Source organism: Streptomyces sp. NRRL B-1140, assembly GCF_001280065.1.
Taxonomy (GTDB): domain Bacteria; phylum Actinomycetota; class Actinomycetes; order Streptomycetales; family Streptomycetaceae; genus Streptomyces.
The window spans coordinates 21,832-39,003 of sequence record NZ_LGEA01000136.1 but is presented as its reverse complement, the minus strand read 5'-3'; the positions used below and the strand labels follow the sequence as shown (position 1 = coordinate 39,003).

At 69.9% G+C, this 17,172-nt stretch carries 20 protein-coding genes and 3 tRNA genes; 4 read left to right on the top strand and 19 right to left on the bottom strand.

Annotated elements, in window-relative coordinates:
• Positions 1-355: 355 nt before the first annotated feature.
• The 9 genes from rplL to ADK65_RS32000 form a co-directional block, all read right to left on the bottom strand.
• Positions 356-745 (bottom strand): 50S ribosomal protein L7/L12, encoded by a 390-nt coding sequence (rplL, locus tag ADK65_RS32040; protein ID WP_053674509.1) that lies wholly within the window; start codon positions 743-745, stop codon positions 356-358.
• A 115-nt stretch (positions 746-860) separates the two neighbouring features.
• Entirely contained in the window at positions 861-1,391 is a 531-nt protein-coding gene (gene rplJ / locus ADK65_RS32035; protein WP_053674508.1) for a 50S ribosomal protein L10, read from the bottom strand.
• Between the two features lie 308 nt (positions 1,392-1,699).
• Positions 1,700-2,527 carry a hypothetical protein gene (locus ADK65_RS32030; protein WP_053674507.1) on the bottom strand — a complete coding sequence of 276 codons (828 nt, stop codon included), beginning with the start codon at positions 2,525-2,527 and terminating at the stop codon, positions 1,700-1,702.
• A gap of 93 nt (positions 2,528-2,620) precedes the next feature.
• Positions 2,621-3,475, bottom strand: coding sequence for a hypothetical protein (locus ADK65_RS32025; protein WP_053674506.1), 855 nt, complete (start codon positions 3,473-3,475; stop codon positions 2,621-2,623).
• A 127-nt stretch (positions 3,476-3,602) separates the two neighbouring features.
• Entirely contained in the window at positions 3,603-4,328 is a 726-nt protein-coding gene (gene rplA, locus ADK65_RS32020; RefSeq protein ID WP_053674505.1) for a 50S ribosomal protein L1, read from the bottom strand.
• A 77-nt stretch (positions 4,329-4,405) separates the two neighbouring features.
• A complete protein-coding gene (rplK, locus tag ADK65_RS32015) occupies positions 4,406-4,840 on the bottom strand; it encodes a 50S ribosomal protein L11 (protein ID WP_003992325.1) in 435 nt (144 codons plus the stop codon).
• A 166-nt stretch (positions 4,841-5,006) separates the two neighbouring features.
• Positions 5,007-5,831, bottom strand: coding sequence for a transcription termination/antitermination protein NusG (gene nusG / locus ADK65_RS32010; protein WP_053674504.1), 825 nt, complete (start codon positions 5,829-5,831; stop codon positions 5,007-5,009).
• An 80-nt stretch (positions 5,832-5,911) separates the two neighbouring features.
• Positions 5,912-6,196: a preprotein translocase subunit SecE gene (secE, locus tag ADK65_RS32005; protein ID WP_053674503.1), complete on the bottom strand. Its 285-nt coding sequence runs from the start codon at positions 6,194-6,196 to the stop codon at positions 5,912-5,914.
• Positions 6,197-6,304: 108 nt separating this feature from the next.
• Positions 6,305-6,377, bottom strand: a tRNA-Trp gene (locus ADK65_RS32000).
• Between the two features lie 305 nt (positions 6,378-6,682).
• On the opposite strand from ADK65_RS32000, the gene ADK65_RS31995 reads away from it, so the two are divergent.
• Together ADK65_RS31995 and ADK65_RS31990 are read left to right on the top strand one after the other, a co-directional pair.
• A complete protein-coding gene (locus ADK65_RS31995) occupies positions 6,683-7,909 on the top strand; it encodes a pyridoxal phosphate-dependent aminotransferase (protein WP_053674502.1) in 1,227 nt (408 codons plus the stop codon).
• Between the two features lie 152 nt (positions 7,910-8,061).
• On the top strand, positions 8,062-9,093 hold the full coding sequence (locus ADK65_RS31990) for an adenosine deaminase (protein WP_053674501.1): 1,032 nt from the start codon (positions 8,062-8,064) through the stop codon (positions 9,091-9,093).
• Between the two features lie 208 nt (positions 9,094-9,301).
• On the opposite strand, the gene ADK65_RS31985 is transcribed toward ADK65_RS31990, so the two are convergent.
• The 9 genes from ADK65_RS31985 to ADK65_RS31945 all read right to left on the bottom strand — a co-directional run bounded on the left by ADK65_RS31985 (position 9,302) and on the right by ADK65_RS31945 (position 14,536).
• Positions 9,302-10,357 carry a UDP-N-acetylmuramate dehydrogenase gene (locus ADK65_RS31985; protein WP_053674500.1) on the bottom strand — a complete coding sequence of 352 codons (1,056 nt, stop codon included), beginning with the start codon at positions 10,355-10,357 and terminating at the stop codon, positions 9,302-9,304.
• A 95-nt stretch (positions 10,358-10,452) separates the two neighbouring features.
• Positions 10,453-10,833 (bottom strand): DUF3291 domain-containing protein, encoded by a 381-nt coding sequence (locus ADK65_RS31980; protein ID WP_053674499.1) that lies wholly within the window; start codon positions 10,831-10,833, stop codon positions 10,453-10,455.
• Between the two features lie 30 nt (positions 10,834-10,863).
• Positions 10,864-12,300 (bottom strand): MFS transporter, encoded by a 1,437-nt coding sequence (locus ADK65_RS31975; RefSeq protein ID WP_053674498.1) that lies wholly within the window; start codon positions 12,298-12,300, stop codon positions 10,864-10,866.
• 92 nt (positions 12,301-12,392) lie between these two features.
• Complete coding sequence (locus ADK65_RS31970; protein ID WP_199825741.1) at positions 12,393-12,947, bottom strand: TetR/AcrR family transcriptional regulator; 555 nt, start codon at positions 12,945-12,947, stop codon at positions 12,393-12,395.
• A 147-nt stretch (positions 12,948-13,094) separates the two neighbouring features.
• Positions 13,095-13,523: a MaoC family dehydratase gene (locus ADK65_RS31965; RefSeq protein ID WP_053674496.1), complete on the bottom strand. Its 429-nt coding sequence runs from the start codon at positions 13,521-13,523 to the stop codon at positions 13,095-13,097.
• A gap of 7 nt (positions 13,524-13,530) precedes the next feature.
• Positions 13,531-13,983, bottom strand: a complete 453-nt coding sequence (locus ADK65_RS31960) for a MaoC family dehydratase N-terminal domain-containing protein (RefSeq protein ID WP_053674495.1) — start codon at positions 13,981-13,983, stop codon at positions 13,531-13,533.
• Between the two features lie 108 nt (positions 13,984-14,091).
• Entirely contained in the window at positions 14,092-14,256 is a 165-nt protein-coding gene (gene rpmG, locus ADK65_RS31955) for a 50S ribosomal protein L33 (RefSeq protein WP_003948671.1), read from the bottom strand.
• Positions 14,257-14,345: 89 nt separating this feature from the next.
• Positions 14,346-14,418 (bottom strand) — tRNA-Met (locus ADK65_RS31950).
• Between the two features lie 45 nt (positions 14,419-14,463).
• A tRNA-Thr gene (locus ADK65_RS31945) sits at positions 14,464-14,536 on the bottom strand.
• A gap of 268 nt (positions 14,537-14,804) precedes the next feature.
• Here ADK65_RS31945 and ADK65_RS31940 point away from each other — a divergent pair.
• Both ADK65_RS31940 and ADK65_RS31935 read left to right on the top strand, forming a co-directional pair.
• On the top strand, positions 14,805-16,064 hold the full coding sequence (locus tag ADK65_RS31940) for an amidohydrolase family protein (protein ID WP_053674494.1): 1,260 nt from the start codon (positions 14,805-14,807) through the stop codon (positions 16,062-16,064).
• Between the two features lie 102 nt (positions 16,065-16,166).
• Complete coding sequence (locus ADK65_RS31935) at positions 16,167-16,823, top strand: NAD(P)H-binding protein (protein WP_053674493.1); 657 nt, start codon at positions 16,167-16,169, stop codon at positions 16,821-16,823.
• Between the two features lie 39 nt (positions 16,824-16,862).
• Here the strand turns inward: ADK65_RS31935 and ADK65_RS31930 are convergent, their stop codons facing one another.
• A complete protein-coding gene (locus ADK65_RS31930; protein WP_053674492.1) occupies positions 16,863-17,075 on the bottom strand; it encodes a hypothetical protein in 213 nt (70 codons plus the stop codon).
• Positions 17,076-17,172: the final 97 nt, after the last annotated feature.

Here is a 17,172-nt window from a genome sequence, read left to right as displayed (position 1 = left end):
TTCTGGAACCCGTGTTCACCCTCGTTGTTCCACTCCTGCGACAAGGCGCTGCCCTCAACGCACGTTGATACTGCCCTCTTCGTCGTCGATCCATGCCTCGGATTCGGATCCTGTGACGACGCGTCCTGAGAATTGCGCGCTGCGTGCGGTTCGTCAAGGCCCCCCTGCCCGATCCGGGGCCGCCCGGCGCCACGACGAAGATCACCATACCCCCCGTCACCGGGGGTTCAAGGCAACCGTGGCCCGCCCCCGAGAACGCCGAAGAGCGACCACCCGGATGGATGATCGCTCTTCCGCGCTTACGCGTTACACGTCCAGTGGGACGTGTCGTGGATCCTGGCGGATCCGGAAGGTCTTACTTGACCTCGACGGAGGCGCCGGCGCCCTCGAGGGACTCCTTCGCCTTCTCGGCGGCGTCCTTGGCGACCTTCTCGAGAACGGGCTTCGGGGCGCCGTCCACGAGGTCCTTGGCCTCCTTCAGACCCAGGGAGGTCAGCTCACGCACGACCTTGATGACCTGGATCTTCTTGTCGCCGGCACCGGTGAGGATGACGTCGAACTCGTCCTGCTCCTCAGCGGCCTCGGCAGCGGCGCCACCAGCGGCACCACCGGCGACGACGACCGGCGCGGCAGCGGCGGCGGTGACGTCGAACTTCTCCTCGAACGCCTTCACGAACTCGGAGAGCTCGATGAGGGTCATCTCCTCGAACTGCGCGAGCAGGTCTTCCTGGCTGAGCTTCGCCATGATTGGCGGTCCTTCCACTAATTCGGCAGGTGCCGGATGTACATGTGAGGCGGGCGTACTACTGGCCCGCGACGGTCGCCGCGTTCAGGCAGCGGCGGCCGGGATGCGAGCCGAGTTACTCGGCACCGCCCTGCTCGTCCTGCTTGGCACGGAGCGCGTCCACGGTGCGGACGAGCTTCGACGGCAGCGCCTGGAAGACAGAGGCAGCCTGGGACTGCTTGCCCTTCATGGCACCGGCCAGCTTGGAGAGCAGAACCTCGCGGGACTCGAGGTCCGCAAGCTTCTTGATCTCATCGGCGGACAACGCCTTGCCGTCAAGGACGCCGCCCTTGATGACGAGGTTGGGGTTGTCCTTGGCGAAGTCACGGAGACCCTTCGCCGCCTCGACCGGGTCACCGGTCACGAAGGCGACGGCCGACGAACCCGCAAAGAGGTCGTCCAGCGTCGTGATCCCGGCCTCGTTGGCCGCAATCTTGGTCAGCGTGTTCTTCGCCACACGGTACTGAGCGTTCTCACCGAGTGAACGACGCAGCTTCTGGAGCTGCGCGACGGTGAGACCGGTGTACGCGGTAACGACAGCAGCGTTGGAGTTGCGGAACTTGTCCCGCATCTCCTCGACGGCATCGACCTTGTCAGGCCTCGCCATGAGCCTCGGCCTCCTTCCGGGTGATTCGGACCGCGCGGACCCGAAGGAGGACTGGGGAAAACGAAACGCCCCGGCGCAAGCGCACGGGGCGTAGCTCAACCGGTCTCACACACGCACGAGGCGGCGGGTTCCGGGAGCTTCTCCAGTGTCACCTGCGCGGGTCGTCCGCCGTTCAGCGGATCCTTCGGCCACCGCGCCCTCAGATGAGCGCGCGGTAACGACCAGCGGTCTTTGGCTTCTGTAGGAGAGTACGGGAACGGTTCACCATGAGGCAAATCCGCCCGTACGGCGGATCGGCGCGGGGCGGTTCAGCCCTGCCCCAGCTCCTTGAACATCTCGCTCAGGTCCGCGACGTCCTTGGCCGGCGGGGCCGTGACGGTGACGGGCTTGTTGTAGTCGAGGAAGGTGATGGTCATGTCCATCGGGCCCTTGTCGGCCTGGCCCTTCATGCGGAACTGCTTGGTGTGGTCCTCGCCGTCGACCCACATGTCCATCGTGAGCTTGTCGACGCCGAGCTTCTCGTACTGCTTGATGCTCTTCTCGCGCTGCTTGCGGGTCGCCGCCTTGTCGTCCTTGAGCGAGGCGCGCAGGTCGGCGAGGGTGACCGTGCCCGTGTAGCGGGTGGTCTCGACGCCGTCGACCTTCTCGCTTCCGACCTTCTTCACGTCCTTGGCGCCCTTGAGGAAGGTGGACTCCGCCGCCGGGTTCTGCTCGGCCTGGCTCGTGGACCCCATCTTGTCCAGGTCCTTGGCGGCGTCGGAGCCGGACAGATCGAACTTCAGCCAGCGCTTGCCGTCCATCTCCTTGGCCATCTCGGCTCCCCCACCGAGGTACATGGCCTTGTCGACGAGACGGATCTCGACGCTCTCGCCCGCCGCCTGGTCGGGCGCCGTCATCTTCATGCTCATGGCGATCGTGGGCTTCAGGCGCATGGACGCCTCACCCTCGACGCGGCCCGACTCCGGGACCGTGCCCTTCAGCCGGTACTGGAGGGACGTGATGTCCTCCGTGTTCTTCGCCGCCTTGGCGATCGCCGCGGCGGGCGTCATCTCCGGCGACTGCTCGGATCCGCAGCCGACGGCGCCGACGGCGAGGAGCAGGGCACACGCCCCGGCGGCAGGTATGGATGTCCTCATCGATTCCCCCCAAGGAATACATGTTTGCTTCACAGCAAGGCCGTGAGCCTATCCCAGAGGGGCACAAGTGATCTATCGGAATAGGCGGAGGCCTCAGGGCCTGCCCGGCTGCTTGCGCATCAGGTCCTCGAAGTCCCCGGTGTCGGACCGCGGGGGCCGTTCGGCCCGGACTTCGACGCCGTAGTCGGCGTAGTGCGCGGTCTGGGTCATCAGGCCGGTGGCCATCCGCGCCTTCTCGACCTTCTTGACCAGCAGGTTCCGCTCATCGACCCAGATGTCGACGGTCTCGGTGGTGACACCGGCCCCGGTGAGCTGCTTGCGCAGGCCGGCATCGGCGACGTCGGCCGCTGTCACCGTGCCGGACCAGTGCGTCGTGGACCGGCCGCGGACGGTCTCCCGACCGACCTTCCTGACGTCTCCGGAGGACAGCAGGAGCTTCACGGACTGGTTCGGCGTGGTGCTGCGCATCTGGTCGCCGAGGTGGGCGCCGGAGCTGCCGGCGAGCTCTTCGAGGTCCTTGTACGCGTACCGGATCCAGCGCCTGCCGTCGGTCTGCTCGGCGAACTTCTCGCCCATGCGGGCGTAGTACGCCTCTGGCAGGTAGCGGGCCTCCATCGAGGGGGTGCCGAGCCGCCGCATGGTGTCGGCGACGGTGCCACCGGTGTACCTGATGGTGAGCGTGCCGGTGATGCCGTCGCTCCAGCGGAGAGTGCCGTCGGCGGTCATCGACATCAGCGAGCCCATGGTCGTCGAGGACTCCACCCGGGCGGACTCGGCGTCTTCGGTGGCGCGCTCGGCGGCGCGCAGGGCGGCGAGCGCCCGGCCGCGTGCGGCGCGGTCGTCCCGGCCGGAGGTGCCGGAGAACTCCTGGGACGTGCAGGCGGCCACCCCCGTCAGCGCGGTCGCCGCGAGCACCAGGCCCACGCGGCGCACGGTCGTGCCCTGCATACGTCCCCCCGTTCGCATCCGGTTCCCGCACGTTAACCCAGGCCACCGGCGTACGTACCGGAAAAGGGAACGGGCCCCGCACCTGTAAGAGGTGCGGGGCCCGTGACCGGTTGGGTGAGCCTCAGGCTCAGACCGCCGCCGGGTCCTCCTCGACGAGGAGGTTGCGGGTGCGGTTCGGGTCGACCGGAATGCCGGGGCCCATCGTGGTGCTGATGGCGGCCTTCTTGATGTAGCGACCCTTGGCGGCCGACGGCTTCAGACGGAGGATCTCCTCCAGCGCGGCGCCGTAGTTCTCCACCAGCTTGTTGTCCTCGAAGGACGACTTGCCGATGATGAAGTGCAGGTTCGAGTGCTTGTCGACGCGGAACTCGATCTTGCCGCCCTTGATCTCGGTGACGGCCTTGGCCACGTCGGGGGTGACGGTGCCGGTCTTCGGGTTCGGCATCAGACCACGCGGACCGAGCACGCGGCCGAGACGGCCGACCTTGCCCATGAGGTCCGGGGTGGCGACGACGGCGTCGAAGTCCAGACGGCCCTTCGACACCTCGTCGATCAGTTCGTCGGAGCCGACGATGTCGGCGCCCGCGGCCTCCGCGGCCGCAGCACGGTCACCGGTCGCGAAGACCAGGACCCGGGCGGTCTTGCCGGTGCCGTGCGGAAGGTTCACGGTGCCACGGACCATCTGGTCGGCCTTGCGCGGGTCGACACCCAGACGGAAGGCGACCTCGACGGTGCCGTCGAACTTGGTCGTGGAGGTCTCCTTGGCGAGACGGACGGCCTCGAGCGGGGCGTAGAGCTTCTCCCGGTCGACCTTGGCGTCCGCAGCGCGAAGGGACTTGCTGCGCTTGCTCACTACTGCTCCTGTGGATTCTTAGGAGTCGTGGTCCGGGCCGAGCAGGCCCTGCCACTTCTGCTGATGGAGGTTGGGGCTCAGCCCTCGACCGTGACGCCCATGGAACGGGCGGTGCCGGCGATGATCTTCTCGGCGGCGTCCAGGTCGTTGGCGTTGAGGTCGGGCATCTTGGTCGTGGCGATCTCACGGACCTGGTCACGCGTGATCTTCGCGACCTTGGTCTTGTGCGGCTCGCCGGAGCCCTTCTCGATGCCCGCGGCCTTCAGGATCATCTTCGCGGCCGGCGGCGTCTTGGTGATGAAGGTGAAGGAACGGTCCTCGTAGACCGTGATCTCCACCGGGATCACCCAGCCACGCTGCGACTCGGTCGCGGCGTTGTAGGCCTTGCAGAACTCCATGATGTTCACGCCGTGCTGACCCAGCGCGGGGCCGACCGGCGGGGCCGGGTTGGCGGCACCGGCCTGGATCTGGAGCTTGATGAGCCCCGTGACCTTCTTCTTCTTGGGAGGCATAGCTCTCCGGGTCCTTTCGATTCGGGTCCTGCCTGCGGACGGGGACCACCCGGACGCAGGCATACCGCACAACGATAACGGGTATAGATGCGCGGCCAAAAACCGCGCAGGTCAGGCGGACGCTCGAGCGTCCGCCTGACCTGCGCGGAAGCGGTGAATCCGGAAGTCAGTTCTTCTGGATCTGGTCGAAGGAGAGCTCGACCGGCGTCTCGCGGCCGAAGATCTCGACGAGGCCCTTGACCTTCTTCGAGTCGGGGTTGATCTCGTTGATGGTCGCCTGCAGCGTGGCGAACGGGCCGTCGGTGACGGTGACCGAGTCGCCGACCTCGAAGTCCAGGACCTGGACCTCGACCTTGCGCTGCGGAGCCGGCTTGCCCTCGGCCTCGGCGGCCTCGCGAGCGGCCTTCTCCTCGGCCTCGGGAGCGAGCATCTTGACGATCTCGTCCAGGGTCAGCGGGTACGGGTCGTAGGCGTTGCCCACGAAGCCGGTGACGCCGGGGGTGTTGCGGACGACGCCCCAGGACTCGTTCGTCAGGTCCATGCGGACCAGGACGTAGCCCGGGAGCTTGTTCTGCTTGATCGTCTTGCGGTCGCCGTTCTTGATCTGGACGACCTCTTCCTGCGGCACCTCGGCCTGGAAGATGTAGTCCTCGACGTTGAGCGAGACGGCGCGCTGCTCGAGGTTGGTCTTCACGCGGTTCTCGTAACCGGCGTAGGTGTGGATGACGTACCACTCGCCGGGCAGGACCCGCAGTTCCTCGCGGAGCTTCTCGATCGGGTCGCGGTCGTCCTCGGGCTCTTCCTCGAGTTCTTCCGCGGCCTCTTCGCCGTCCTCGGTCTCCGCCTCGGCGGCGTCGTCCGCGACGGCGTCGGCAGCCTCGGCCTCGGTGGAGGCCTCGGTGTCCTCGTTGTCCGCGCCCTCGACGATGTCGAGCTCGTCCTCGACGGACTCGACCGGCTCGATGGCGTCGTTCACGTTCGGGTCAGACACGGTGGCTGCTTCTTCCTGGATACATAGGGGTGGAACATGCGAAAGGAGCGCCGGGTACCTCGGCGCTCTTCGCGGACTGCTCAGCCGAACACGTACTTCGCGGCGTTGCTGAGCCCATAGTCAATCACGGTGACCAAGCCGATCATGATGACGACGAAGATGATCACCACGGCCGTGTAGGTCGTCAGCTGGTTGCGGGTCGGCCAGACGACCTTGCGCAGCTCCGCGACGATCTGGCGGTAGAAGAGGGCGAGCCGCTTCAGCGGGCCCTTCTTTCCGCGCTTGCCGCCCTTGCGGGCCTTCTTGGACTCCGGCGCCTCGTCCTGGGCATCAGGCATGTCGATGGAGCCCACGGCGTCCGTCACTCGTCCTCACCTGATTCCGGGTCGTGGCCGTGCCGCGCCCGGTCTGAGCCGCACGGCGGTGCATTGCTGTACGTACATGCGCACACATCCTGGCGATGGAGTGTGTAGCAGGGCCGGAGGGACTTGAACCCCCAACCGCTGGTTTTGGAGACCAGTGCTCTACCAATTGAGCTACGACCCTTTGTGTGTCCCCCAACGTACCGCATCCGTCCGGATGCTTGGTGTGCACCGAACGGGCGCGGCCTGCGAGAGGCCAACGAGGTGAGAGTGTACGTGCTCCGAGGCCGGTCGTCGAACAGAAAGGGCCCGCGGGAGGGCCCGTTGGCGGAAGATCGCCTGCGGAACCGGGGCCGGGCTGACGTGAATCCGCTGAAGATCGCCCAGGCCGAGTGGGTGATCCGCACGGTTGTTCAAGGGTTTGCCCGACGTTGTTCAGTCTGTGAAACCCCCGTGCCGCGCGCGTTTCCGGTCTGAAACGATGGGCCCATGAGCGCTGCAACCCCTCCCACCGAGCGCCGGGTCTCCGCCCGAGTCGGCGCGATCTCCGAGTCCGCCACCCTCGCCGTGGACGCCAAGGCCAAGGCCCTCAAGGCCGCCGGGCGTCCGGTGATCGGCTTCGGCGCCGGTGAGCCGGACTTCCCGACCCCGGACTACATCGTCCAGGCCGCGATCGAGGCCTGCTCGAACCCGAAGTTCCACCGCTACACGCCGGCCGGCGGCCTGCCCGAGCTGAAGGCCGCGATCGCCGCGAAGACCCTGCGTGACTCGGGCTACGAGCCGGACGTCTCGGAGATCCTGGTCACCAACGGCGGCAAGCAGGCCATCTACGAGGCCTTCGCCGCGATCCTCGACCCGGGCGACGAGGTCATCGTGCCCGCGCCGTACTGGACGACGTACCCGGAGTCGATCCGGCTGGCCGGCGGTGTCCCGGTGGAGGTCGTCGCCGACGAGACCACCGGCTACCGGGTGACCGTCGAGCAGCTGGAGGCGGCCCGCACGGAGAAGACGAAGGTCGTCCTCTTCGTCTCGCCGTCCAACCCGACCGGCGCGGTCTACAGCGAGCAGGAGACCGAGGCGATCGGCCGCTGGGCCGTCGAGCACGGCCTGTGGGTGCTGACGGACGAGATCTACGAGCACCTGGTCTACGGGGACGCCTCCGCCGTGTCGCTGCCGGCGGTGCTGCCCGAGCTGCGCGACAAGTGCGTCGTGGTGAACGGCGTCGCGAAGACGTACGCGATGACCGGCTGGCGTGTCGGGTGGATCATCGGCCCGAAGGATGTCGTCAAGGCCGCGACGAACCTGCAGTCGCACGCCACGTCCAACGTGTCCAACGTCGCCCAGGCGGCCGCGCTGGCCGCCGTCTCCGGTGAGCTGGACGCCGTGGCGAAGATGCGCGAGGCCTTCGACCGGCGCCGCAAGACCATCGTGCGGATGCTGAACGAGATCGACGGCGTGCTGTGCCCGGAGCCGGAGGGGGCGTTCTACGCGTACCCGTCGGTGAAGGCGCTGATCGGCAAGGAGATCCGGGGCAAGCGGCCCAAGGACACGGTCGAGCTGGCCGCGCTGATCCTCGAGGAGTCCGAGGTCGCGGTGGTGCCGGGTGAGGCGTTCGGCACGCCCGGATACCTGCGGCTGTCCTACGCGCTGGGCGACGAGGACCTGGTCGAGGGCGTGAGCCGGATCCAGAAGCTGCTGGCGGAGGCCAGGGACTGATCCGGCCTCCTCACCTGAGTCGGCTGAGCGGGCCGTTCCCCTTGCGGGGAGCGGCCCGCTCTGTCGTGTGCTTTGCCGTGTGCGTGTGCGAGCAAGACCACGTTCGGGGAAAACGCTGTTGTGACTGCTGAGGCATGCGGCAGGATCCTGGGATGGAGCGTGAACGTGATGTCTCTGATCTGCCGAAAGCCCATCTGCACCTGCACTTCACCGGGTCGATGCGGCCCTCGACCGTGCTGGAACTGGCCGACAAGCACGGGGTGCGGCTGCCCGACGCGCTGACCGAGGCGCTGGTGGGCGGAGAGCCGCCGAGACTGCGGGCGACGGACGAGCGGGGCTGGTTCCGCTTCCAGCGGCTGTACGACGCCGCGCGTTCGTGCCTGCGGGAGCCGGAGGACATCCAGCGGCTGGTGCGTGAGGCCGCGGAGGAGGATCTGCGGGACGGGTCCGGGTGGCTGGAGATCCAGGTCGACCCGACGTCGTACGCGCCACGACTGGGCGGGCTGATCCCGGCGCTGGAGATCATTCTGGACGCGGTGGAGACGACGTCCCGGGAGACCGGGCTCGGGATGCGGGTCCTGGTCGCGGCGAACCGGATGAAGCACCCGCTGGACGCGCGGACGCTGGCCCGGCTTGCGGCTCGGTACGCGGACCGGGGGGTCGTCGGGTTCGGGCTGTCGAACGACGAGCGGCGGGGGATGGCGCGGGACTTCGACCGGGCGTTCGGGATCGCGCGTGAGGCCGGGTTGCTGTCGGCGCCGCACGGGGGTGAGCTGGCCGGGCCGTCGTCGGTGCGGGACTGTCTGGACGACCTCGGGGCGAACCGGGTGGGGCACGGGGTGCGCGCGGCGGAGGATCCCCGGCTGATGAAGCGGCTCGCGGACCGGCAGGTGACGTGTGAGGTGTGCCCGGCGTCGAACGTGGCGCTGGGGGTGTACGAGAAGCCGGAGGACGTGCCGCTGCGGACGTTGTTCGAGGCGGGGGTGCCGCTTGCGCTGGGCGCGGACGATCCGTTGCTGTTCGGGTCGCGGCTGGCGGCGCAGTACGAGATCGCGCGGCGGCATCACGGGTTCACGGACGCGGAGCTGGCGGAGGTGGCGCGGCAGTCGGTGCGGGGGTCGGCGGCGCCGGAGGATGTGAAGACGAGGCTGCTGGCGGGGGTGGACGACTGGCTGACCGGCTGACTGCGGCTTCGCCTTCCGTGGGGTGGTGGGTCGGGGCCGCGCCGTACGTGGGTGCAGGTCCGCTCAGCCTGCGGGCATGCGTGCCGCCTGGGGCGGCACGGGTGGGCGTGGGGGTCCCCCCTGCTCGAGCGAAGCCGAGAGCTCGGGGGAGGCACCCCGTTCCGCCGGGGCCGCGGACCCACCCGATCTCAGCCCCGACGCCGGGTACCTACAGGCTGACTCCCACCGTCACCGGCTCGTTGACCAGGGTGATGCCGAACGCCTCGTGGACGCCGGCCACGACCTCGCGGGCCAGCGCGAGGAGGTCCTCGGTCGTCGCGCTGCCGCGGTTCGTCAGCGCCAGGGTGTGCTTGGTGGAGATGCGGGCCGGGCCGTCGCCGTAGCCCTTGGTGAAGCCGGACTTGTCGATCAGCCAGGCCGCGGAGGTCTTGGTGCGGCCCTCGCCGGCCGGGTACGCCGGGGGCTCCACCCCGTCGCCGAGCCGGTCGCGGACGCGGGTGCGGAACGTCTCGAAGTCCGTGTCCGTGAGGATCGGGTTGGTGAAGAAGGAGCCCGCCGACCAGGTGTCGTGGTCCTCGGGGTCCAGGACCATGCCCTTGCCGGCGCGCAGCTTGAGCACCGTCTCACGGGCCTGCGCGAGGGGGACGCGATCGCCCGGTTCCACACCGAGGGCACGGGCCGTCTCGGCGTACCGGAGGGGGGCGGACAGGCCCTCGGCGTCCTCCAGGGAGAAGCGGACACGCAGGACCACGTACCGCTCGGGGTCGGACTTGAAGCGGCTGTGGCGGTAGGAGAAGGCGCAGTCCTCGTTGGCCAGCGTGACCGTGTCGCCGGTGCGGCGGTCGTAGGCGACGACCTCGGTGATCGTGGCGGAGACCTCCTGGCCGTACGCTCCGACGTTCTGGATGGGGGTCGCGCCCGCCGAGCCGGGGATGCCGGCCAGGCATTCAATGCCCGCCAGGCCCGCCTCGACCGTACGGGCGACCGCGTCGGTCCAGATCTCACCGGCCGCGAGCTCCAGGCTCGTGCCGTCGAGGGAGAAGCCCTTCGTGGCGATGACGAGGGCGGTGCCGTCGAAGCCCTTGTCGCCGATGACCAGGTTGGAGCCGCCGCCGATGAGCAGCAGCGGGGTGCCCGCCTCGTCGGCTTCGCGGACGGCGGCGATCACCTCGTCGTCCGTCGTGGCGGTGAGCAGCCGGGTCGCGGGGCCGCCCAGCCGGAAGGTCGTCAGCGGGGCGAGGGGGGCGTCGTGGAGTTCCTGCACGGGCCCAAGCGTACGAGACGGCACTGACGGCGCCGGGCACACGTGCGTGCGGCCCCGTTCCCGGAGGACGGGGCCGCACGCGCGCGTGGTGCTTGTCAGGACAGGCGGCGGAGCGCCTCGGACCAGGAGAGGGGGAGGTCGTCGCTGCTCACCTGCCAGGTGGTGAAGGCCGCGTCCTTCATCTGCGGGGCCAGGCCCCGGGAGGCCGGGCCGTGGGCACCGGCGCGGACGAAGGCGTGCAGCGCGTCCTTGGACTCCCAGGCCGACAGGGTCCAGAAGGTGCGCTTCAGGGGCTTCGCCCTCAGGGTCGCTCCGTAGGCGCCGGGGCTGCGGCGGACCTGCCGCCAGACGGCGGGCGTCCCGGCGAGGAACTTCAGCGCTCCCCACAGCGTGCGGGTCTCGAAGCGGGAGGCGAAGACGTGCACCTCGGTGTCGTGGGGCGGGGTGTTCGGGACGGTCCAGGGAAGAGTGGGCATGCCGCTTCTCCTTGTCGGGGTCCTGGGGGGTCAGTGGGCGGCCGTCTCCAGTACCGGTGCCGGTTCGGCCGGGGCCGCCTGCCGCTCGGTGTGCCGCCGGGTCGGTATCAGCAGGGCGGCGATGCCCGCGAGGGCGACCACCGCGGACCCCGTCACCAGGGCGGGCCGCATGCCGTCGACGAACGTCTGGCCGGTGTCGTAGCCGCCCTGGGCCGCGAAGATCGAGGCCATGACGGCGATGCCGAGCGCCCCGCCCACCTCGCGCAGGGCGTTGTTGGCACCGGAGGCGATGCCCTGCTCCGACGGCCGCACGCTGGACATCACCAGATGGGAGGCGGGGGCGAAGAACAGGGCCATGCCGACGCCGCTGATGATCAGGGCGGGCAGCTGGGCGGCGTAGGAGGCGTCCGTGGTGGCCACGACCGACATGTAGCCGAGGCCCATGGCCTGCAGGAACAGACCCGTGGCGACGACCGGGCGGCCGCCGATGCGGTCGGCCAGGAGGCCGGCGATGGGGGCGACCAGCATCGGCATGCCGGTCCAGGGCAGCATCCTCAGGCCCGCCTCCGTGGGCGAGTAGCCGAGGACGCCCTGCATGTACTGGCTGAGCAGGAAGATCGAGCCGAACATGCCGAGGAACATCAGCAGGCTGGCCGCGTTGACGCCGGCGAACGCCCGGGAGCGGAACAGCCGCATCGGGAGCATGGGGTTCTTGGCGCGGACGCTGTAGAGGACGAAGCCGGTCAGCAGCGCGGTGCCGGCGAAGAGGCCCGTGAGGACCATGCCGCCGGTCCAGCCGTCGACGGGGCCGCGGACCAGGCCGTAGACGATGCCGAAGAGACCGCTGCTGGCGAGCAGGGTGCCGGGGACGTCGAGCGGGGCTCCGGTGCCGTGGGACTCGGCGAGGCGCAGGCGGGCGAGCGGGAGCAGGGCCAGGCCGAGCGGGACGTTCAGCCAGAAGATCCACTGCCAGGAGATGTGTTCGGTCAGGGAGCCGCCGACGAGCGGCCCGGATGCCACGGCGAGTCCGTTGACCGCGCCCCAGATGCCGTACGCCATGCCTCGCTTGGCGGCGGGTACTGCGGCGGTGAGCAGGGTGAGCGTCAGCGGCATCATCACCGCCGCACCCGCGCCCTGGACCGCCCGGGCGGCGATCAGGGAGTCGATGCCGGGTGCCATGGCCGCGGCGGCGGAGGCGCCGGTGAAGACGGTGAGCCCGGCGGTGAACAGCCTGCGGCGGCCGAAGCGGTCGCCGAGGGCCGCGCCGAACATCAGCAGGACGGCGAAGGTGAGCGTGTAGGCGCTCACCGTCCATTCCAGGTCGTGCAGTCCGCCGCCCAGATCCTCGCGGATGGAGGGCAGGGCGGTGGTGACGACGAGGTTGTCGAGGGCCGCCATGAACCCGGCGACGCTGGTGATGACGAGGGCCCAGGCGGCTCCCCCGCGACGTGCGGTCTGCTGTGACATCGCTCCCCCATGGAGTGTGTGCCGTGATCGATTAGTTATTGATTACTAACTTTCGAGGTCATGAAAAGGGCCTGACTCCTCACCTTGCTGTGTCAGCCGTCCGACTCCGGCGCACCCAGCCCCGCCCAGACCCGGTGCTCGGCCGGGAAACCCATGGCCACCAGGCAGTTGATCAGCATGCCCTGCGCGAGGAACGTCGTCGTCTCGTGAGCGTCGGCGCCCAGCGGCAGGTGGATGGTGTCCCACAGCCGCATCCAGCCCGCACGCACGGCCTCACCGAACTCGTGGTCCCCCTCCTCCTCGGCGGCCGCCACGGCGAGATACATCTGCATCTGCATCATCAGCCGCTCGGGCTGCTCGGAGATGGTCTCGATGTACGCCCCGCCCATGGCATGGCGGGCTTCCTCGCCATCCAGCCCTTCGGCCGCCTCCGCGAACATCCGGATGGTGTCCTCGACGCACCGCTCGGCAGCCGCCAGGAAGATCGCCTTCTTGCCCGGGAACAGCCGGAAGAGATACGGCTGCGAGACGCCGACCCGGCGGGCGATCGCCTCGGTCGAGGTGCCGTGGTAGCCGCCGCGGGCGAACTCGGTCGTCGCCGCCCGGATGACGCTCTCGCGTCGCTCTTCCGCACTCATCCTGGCCATGAAAGTGAAGTTAGTACTCAATCACTAACTCTGTCAAGCGGTGCTTGGCTCCCTCGATGCGTAAGGGGCGCCCCGCTGCGGCGAGCGCCCCTTACGTGTTGCTGTGCATCACGTGATGTCGCGCATCACGTGATGTCGCGAACCGCCTCAGGCCAGCCGGACGACCGCCCGGGACATGCCGAGGACCTTCTGCCCGGCGCTGGTCGCCGTCAGGTCCACGCGGACGGTGTTGTCGTCGAGCTTGACGGCGACCTTGCCGGCCACCTCGATCACGGCGCCCTGGTCGTCGTTCGGGACCACGACCGGCTTGGTGAAGCGGACGCCGTACTCGACGACCGCGCCCGGATCGCCGGTCCAGTCGGTGACCACCCGGATCGCCTCGGCCATGGTGAACATGCCGTGCGCGATGACGTCCGGCAGGCCGACCTCCTTGGCGAACTTCTCGTTCCAGTGGATCGGGTTGAAGTCACCGGAGGCACCCGCGTACTTGACGAGGGTCTCGCGGGTCACGGGGAAGGTCCGGGCGGGCAGTTCGGTGCCGACCTCGACGTCGGCGTAGGAGATCTTCGCGGTCATGGGTCGCTCACGCCTCCTCGGCCGCGCGGGCCACGAGCTTGGTCCAGGCGGTCACGACGTGCTCGCCGGCCTCGTCGTGCACCTCGCCGCGGATGTCCACGATGTCGTTGCCCGCGAGAGACTTGATCGCCTCGATGGTCGAGGTGACCGAGAGCCGGTCGCCGGCGCGGACCGGGCGGCGGTAGGAGAACTTCTGGTCGCCGTGCACGACGCGGCTGTAGTCCAGGCCGAGCTGCGGGTCCTGGACGACCTGGCCCGCGGCCTTGAAGGTGATCGCGAAGACGAAGGTCGGCGGAGCGATCACGTCGGGGTGGCCGAGCGCCTTGGCGGCCTCCGCGTCCGTGTACGCCGGGTTGTCGTCCCCGACCGCCTCGGCGAACTCACGGATCTTCTCCCGGCCCACCTCGTAGGGCGCGGTGGGCGGGTACGTCCGCCCCACGAAGGACTGGTCGAGCGCCATGGCTCGGCACCTCCTGGTAGCTCTGCAGCTCTACTGACCGGTACGGGTACCTCAACGACGCGAGGCCGTCCCCGATCACTCGGGAACGGCCTCGTGTACGAGCCTGATTTATCGCGTCTCGCGGTGCGCGGTGTGCGCGTTGCAACGCGGGCAGTGCTTCTTCATCTCAAGACGGTCCGGGTTGTTACGCCGGTTCTTCTTGGTGATGTAGTTCCGCTCCTTGCACTCCACGCAGGCCAGCGTGATCTTCGGGCGGACGTCGGTGGCAGCCACGTGAGTGCTCCTAAGACGAACGGATGGACTATTTAACGCAAGAAAGAGTAGCCGATCGAAGGACCGACCCCGCAATCGGCTACTAAGAGTAGCGGTGACCGGACTTGAACCGGTGACACAGCGATTATGAGCCGCTTGCTCTACCGACTGAGCTACACCGCTTTGATGTGGTCCGGCTCCGCCTCTCGACGGAACCAGTCACACCAGAGCCCCAAAACGGAATCGAACCGTTGACCTTCTCCTTACCATGGAGACGCTCTGCCGACTGAGCTATTGGGGCGAGCGATGAAGACATTACACGCTCGGCCGCCGTTCGCCCAAATCCGTTTCGAGGCCCCCGCCCCGGGCGCTCGAACCGTCCTCCCGGCAGCCCCGTGAACGCCTCCCGCCCCAGAACGGACCCGGTCTGACGGTGGGCGCACCACGGGCGGACCACGCCAGTACGACTATTGCGCTCCTCCCCGACAGTTGCGTGAGGCCGTCCTAGGCTCGTCTCACTCTGCGTGATCACGCGTCCTCCCGTGCGCAGCCCGAGCCCCTGGAGTGCGATGCCCGACAGCCGGCCGCAGCCACCACCGCCCCCGTCGTCCTCGCCGGGTCCGGCCGACCCGTCGTCGCTGCTGCTGTGCGGGGCGCGGCTCACCGACGGCCGGACCGTGGACGTACGGCTGTGCGGCGGGCGCATCGAGGCGGTCGGCACGGCCGGCAGCCTGGGAGCGGGCCGCACGCGCGCGTGCGGGGCACGGGTGGACCTCAGCGGCTATCTGCTGCTGCCGGCCCCTGCCGAGCCACACGCCCACGCCGACACGGCCCTGTCGGCCGACACCGAGGGGCCCGTCTCCTACGAGCCGCAGGACGTGCAGCGCCGGGCCACGGAGGCCGCACTGCTCCAGCTCGGGCACGGGGCGACGGCGCTGCGGGCGCACGTGCGCGTGGGTGACGTCCAGGGTCTCGGCGCGCTGACGGCCGTGCTGCAGGCGCGGCGGGCACTGCGCGGGCTCGCGGAGCTGACGACGGTGGCGATGCCCCGGGTGCTGACCGGGGTGGCCGGCGCGGACGGGCTGGCGATGCTGCGGGACGCGGTGAAGATGGGCGCCTCGGTGGTGGGCGGCCGGCCGGACCTCGACCCGGATCCGGCGGGGTACGTGGAGGCGGTCCTGGAGATGGCCTCCGAGCACGGCTGTCCCGTCGACCTGCACACGGACGCCGGGGACCCGGCCCGGCTCGCCCGGCTCGCCGCGATGGCGGGCGGACTGCGCCCCGGGGTGACACTCGGCCCGTGCGGCGACCTCGGCCGCCTGCCCTCCGAGGTGGCCTCGCGGACGGCCGACCAGCTCGCGGCCGCCGGGGTGGCCGTGGCGTGCCTGCCGCAGGGCGGCTGCGGCGGCGTCGACCGGCGCGGGGCGGCTCCGGTACGGCTGCTGCGCGCGGCCGGGGTGCGGGTGGCCGCCGGGAGCGGGGCGCTGCGGGACGTGTCCAACCCGGTGGGACGCGGAGACCCCCTGGAGGCGGCCTTCCTGCTGGCCTCGCGCTACGGGTTGCCGCCCGAGGAGGCGTACGACGCGGTGAGCTCCTCGGCGCGGGCGGTGCTGGGGCTGCCGGAGGTGCGGGTGGAGGCGGGTTTCCCGGCGGAGCTGCTCGCGGTGCGCGGGGAGCGGCTCGCGGGGGTGCTGTCCCTGGCCTACAGCCGCATCGTCGTGCACCAGGGGCGCGTGGTGGCGCGGACCAGCGCGGTGCGCGAGTACTGCAGTTCGGCGGCCTCGGTCGAACTGGGGCTGCCGCGGCAGGGCCGGGGCGAGGTGTCGTAGGCCGGGGTGGGCCCTGGGGCGGGGGGAAGTGTCGCGGGCCGGCGGTGGGACGCGGCCCAAGTCGTGCGGCGGAGGGTCCTGTCGAGGCGTACGGTCGAAGACATGCGCATTGTCATCGCTGGTGGTCATGGTCAGATCGCGTTGCGGCTGGAGCGGCTGCTCGCCGCGCGCGGGGACGAAGCAGTCGGGATCATCCGGAAGGCCGAACAGGCCGACGAGCTGCGACAGGCCGGTGCCGAACCGGCTGTGCTCGACCTGGAGTCGGCGTCCGTCGACGAGGTCGCGGAGCGGCTCAGGGGCGCCGACGCCGCGGTCTTCGCGGCGGGCGCGGGGCCTGGCAGCGGGGCGGCCCGCAAGGACACGGTGGACAAGGCGGCGGCGGTCCTCTTCGCGGACGCGGCGGTGAGGGCGGGCGTGCGGCGCTTCGTGATCGTGTCGTCCATGGGCGCCGACCCGCGTCACCAGGGTGACGAGATCTTCGACGTGTATCTGCGGGCCAAGGGCGAGGCGGACGCGTACGTGCGCGGCCTGGACGCCCTGGACTGGACGATCCTGCGCCCCGGCCGGCTCACCGACGACGCCGGCACCGGTCTCGTACGGCTGGAGGCGCGCACGGGCCGCGGTCCGATCCCGCGCGACGACGTGGCCGCCGTCCTGGCGGAGTTGGTGGACACGTCGGCGACCGCCGGGCTGACCCTGGAGCTGATCAGCGGTCCGGTACCGGTGTCCGTGGCGGTGAAGTCGGTGGCCGGGAACTGAGGTTCGCGGCCGACGACCCGTGGGACCCTTCGCAGAAATCTAGAACAGGGGCAGTTGGCCGGGGAAGTCCGGGACCGTGTAGCCGTCCAGGGACGGCTGCTCCGGGCCCGGGCGGGCCTGGCGGCGGGAGCCCGGGCACGAGGTGAGTTCGCCGTGCTCGCGGGCGCCGGGCGGGTCGTGGCGTGCGTACCGCCCGGCGACGACGGCGATCTCACGGCGGCACTCGGGGCAGAGTCTGCGGCGGGAGGACATGGGGCCAGTGTGCCGCGCGGAGCAGCTCCCCGGCGGTCACGGCCCCTTTGGCGTCCGGGGCATGAGGGGGCGTCGCTGGGCGCGCGCCGCTGGGGTG

What these genes read in the sequence shown, in the direction of transcription:
- ADK65_RS31990 (WP_053674501.1), top strand. Translation starts at nt 8,062, where the DNA reads ATGGAGCGTGAACGTGATGTCTCTGATCTGCCGAAAGCCCATCTGCAC.
- ADK65_RS31975 (WP_053674498.1), bottom strand. Translation starts at nt 12,300, where the DNA reads ATGTCACAGCAGACCGCACGTCGCGGGGGAGCCGCCTGGGCCCTCGTC.
- ADK65_RS32030 (WP_053674507.1), bottom strand. Translation starts at nt 2,527, where the DNA reads ATGAGGACATCCATACCTGCCGCCGGGGCGTGTGCCCTGCTCCTCGCC.
- ADK65_RS31965 (WP_053674496.1), bottom strand. Translation starts at nt 13,523, where the DNA reads ATGACCGCGAAGATCTCCTACGCCGACGTCGAGGTCGGCACCGAACTG.
- ADK65_RS31940 (WP_053674494.1), top strand. Translation starts at nt 14,805, where the DNA reads ATGCCCGACAGCCGGCCGCAGCCACCACCGCCCCCGTCGTCCTCGCCG.
- rplL (WP_053674509.1), bottom strand. Translation starts at nt 745, where the DNA reads ATGGCGAAGCTCAGCCAGGAAGACCTGCTCGCGCAGTTCGAGGAGATG.
- rplK (WP_003992325.1), bottom strand. Translation starts at nt 4,840, where the DNA reads ATGCCTCCCAAGAAGAAGAAGGTCACGGGGCTCATCAAGCTCCAGATC.
- ADK65_RS31970 (WP_199825741.1), bottom strand. Translation starts at nt 12,947, where the DNA reads ATGGCCAGGATGAGTGCGGAAGAGCGACGCGAGAGCGTCATCCGGGCG.
- ADK65_RS31995 (WP_053674502.1), top strand. Translation starts at nt 6,683, where the DNA reads ATGAGCGCTGCAACCCCTCCCACCGAGCGCCGGGTCTCCGCCCGAGTC.
- ADK65_RS31980 (WP_053674499.1), bottom strand. Translation starts at nt 10,833, where the DNA reads ATGCCCACTCTTCCCTGGACCGTCCCGAACACCCCGCCCCACGACACC.
- rplJ (WP_053674508.1), bottom strand. Translation starts at nt 1,391, where the DNA reads ATGGCGAGGCCTGACAAGGTCGATGCCGTCGAGGAGATGCGGGACAAG.
- ADK65_RS32025 (WP_053674506.1), bottom strand. Translation starts at nt 3,475, where the DNA reads ATGCAGGGCACGACCGTGCGCCGCGTGGGCCTGGTGCTCGCGGCGACC.
- ADK65_RS31930 (WP_053674492.1), bottom strand. Translation starts at nt 17,075, where the DNA reads ATGTCCTCCCGCCGCAGACTCTGCCCCGAGTGCCGCCGTGAGATCGCC.
- ADK65_RS31935 (WP_053674493.1), top strand. Translation starts at nt 16,167, where the DNA reads ATGCGCATTGTCATCGCTGGTGGTCATGGTCAGATCGCGTTGCGGCTG.
- ADK65_RS31960 (WP_053674495.1), bottom strand. Translation starts at nt 13,983, where the DNA reads ATGGCGCTCGACCAGTCCTTCGTGGGGCGGACGTACCCGCCCACCGCG.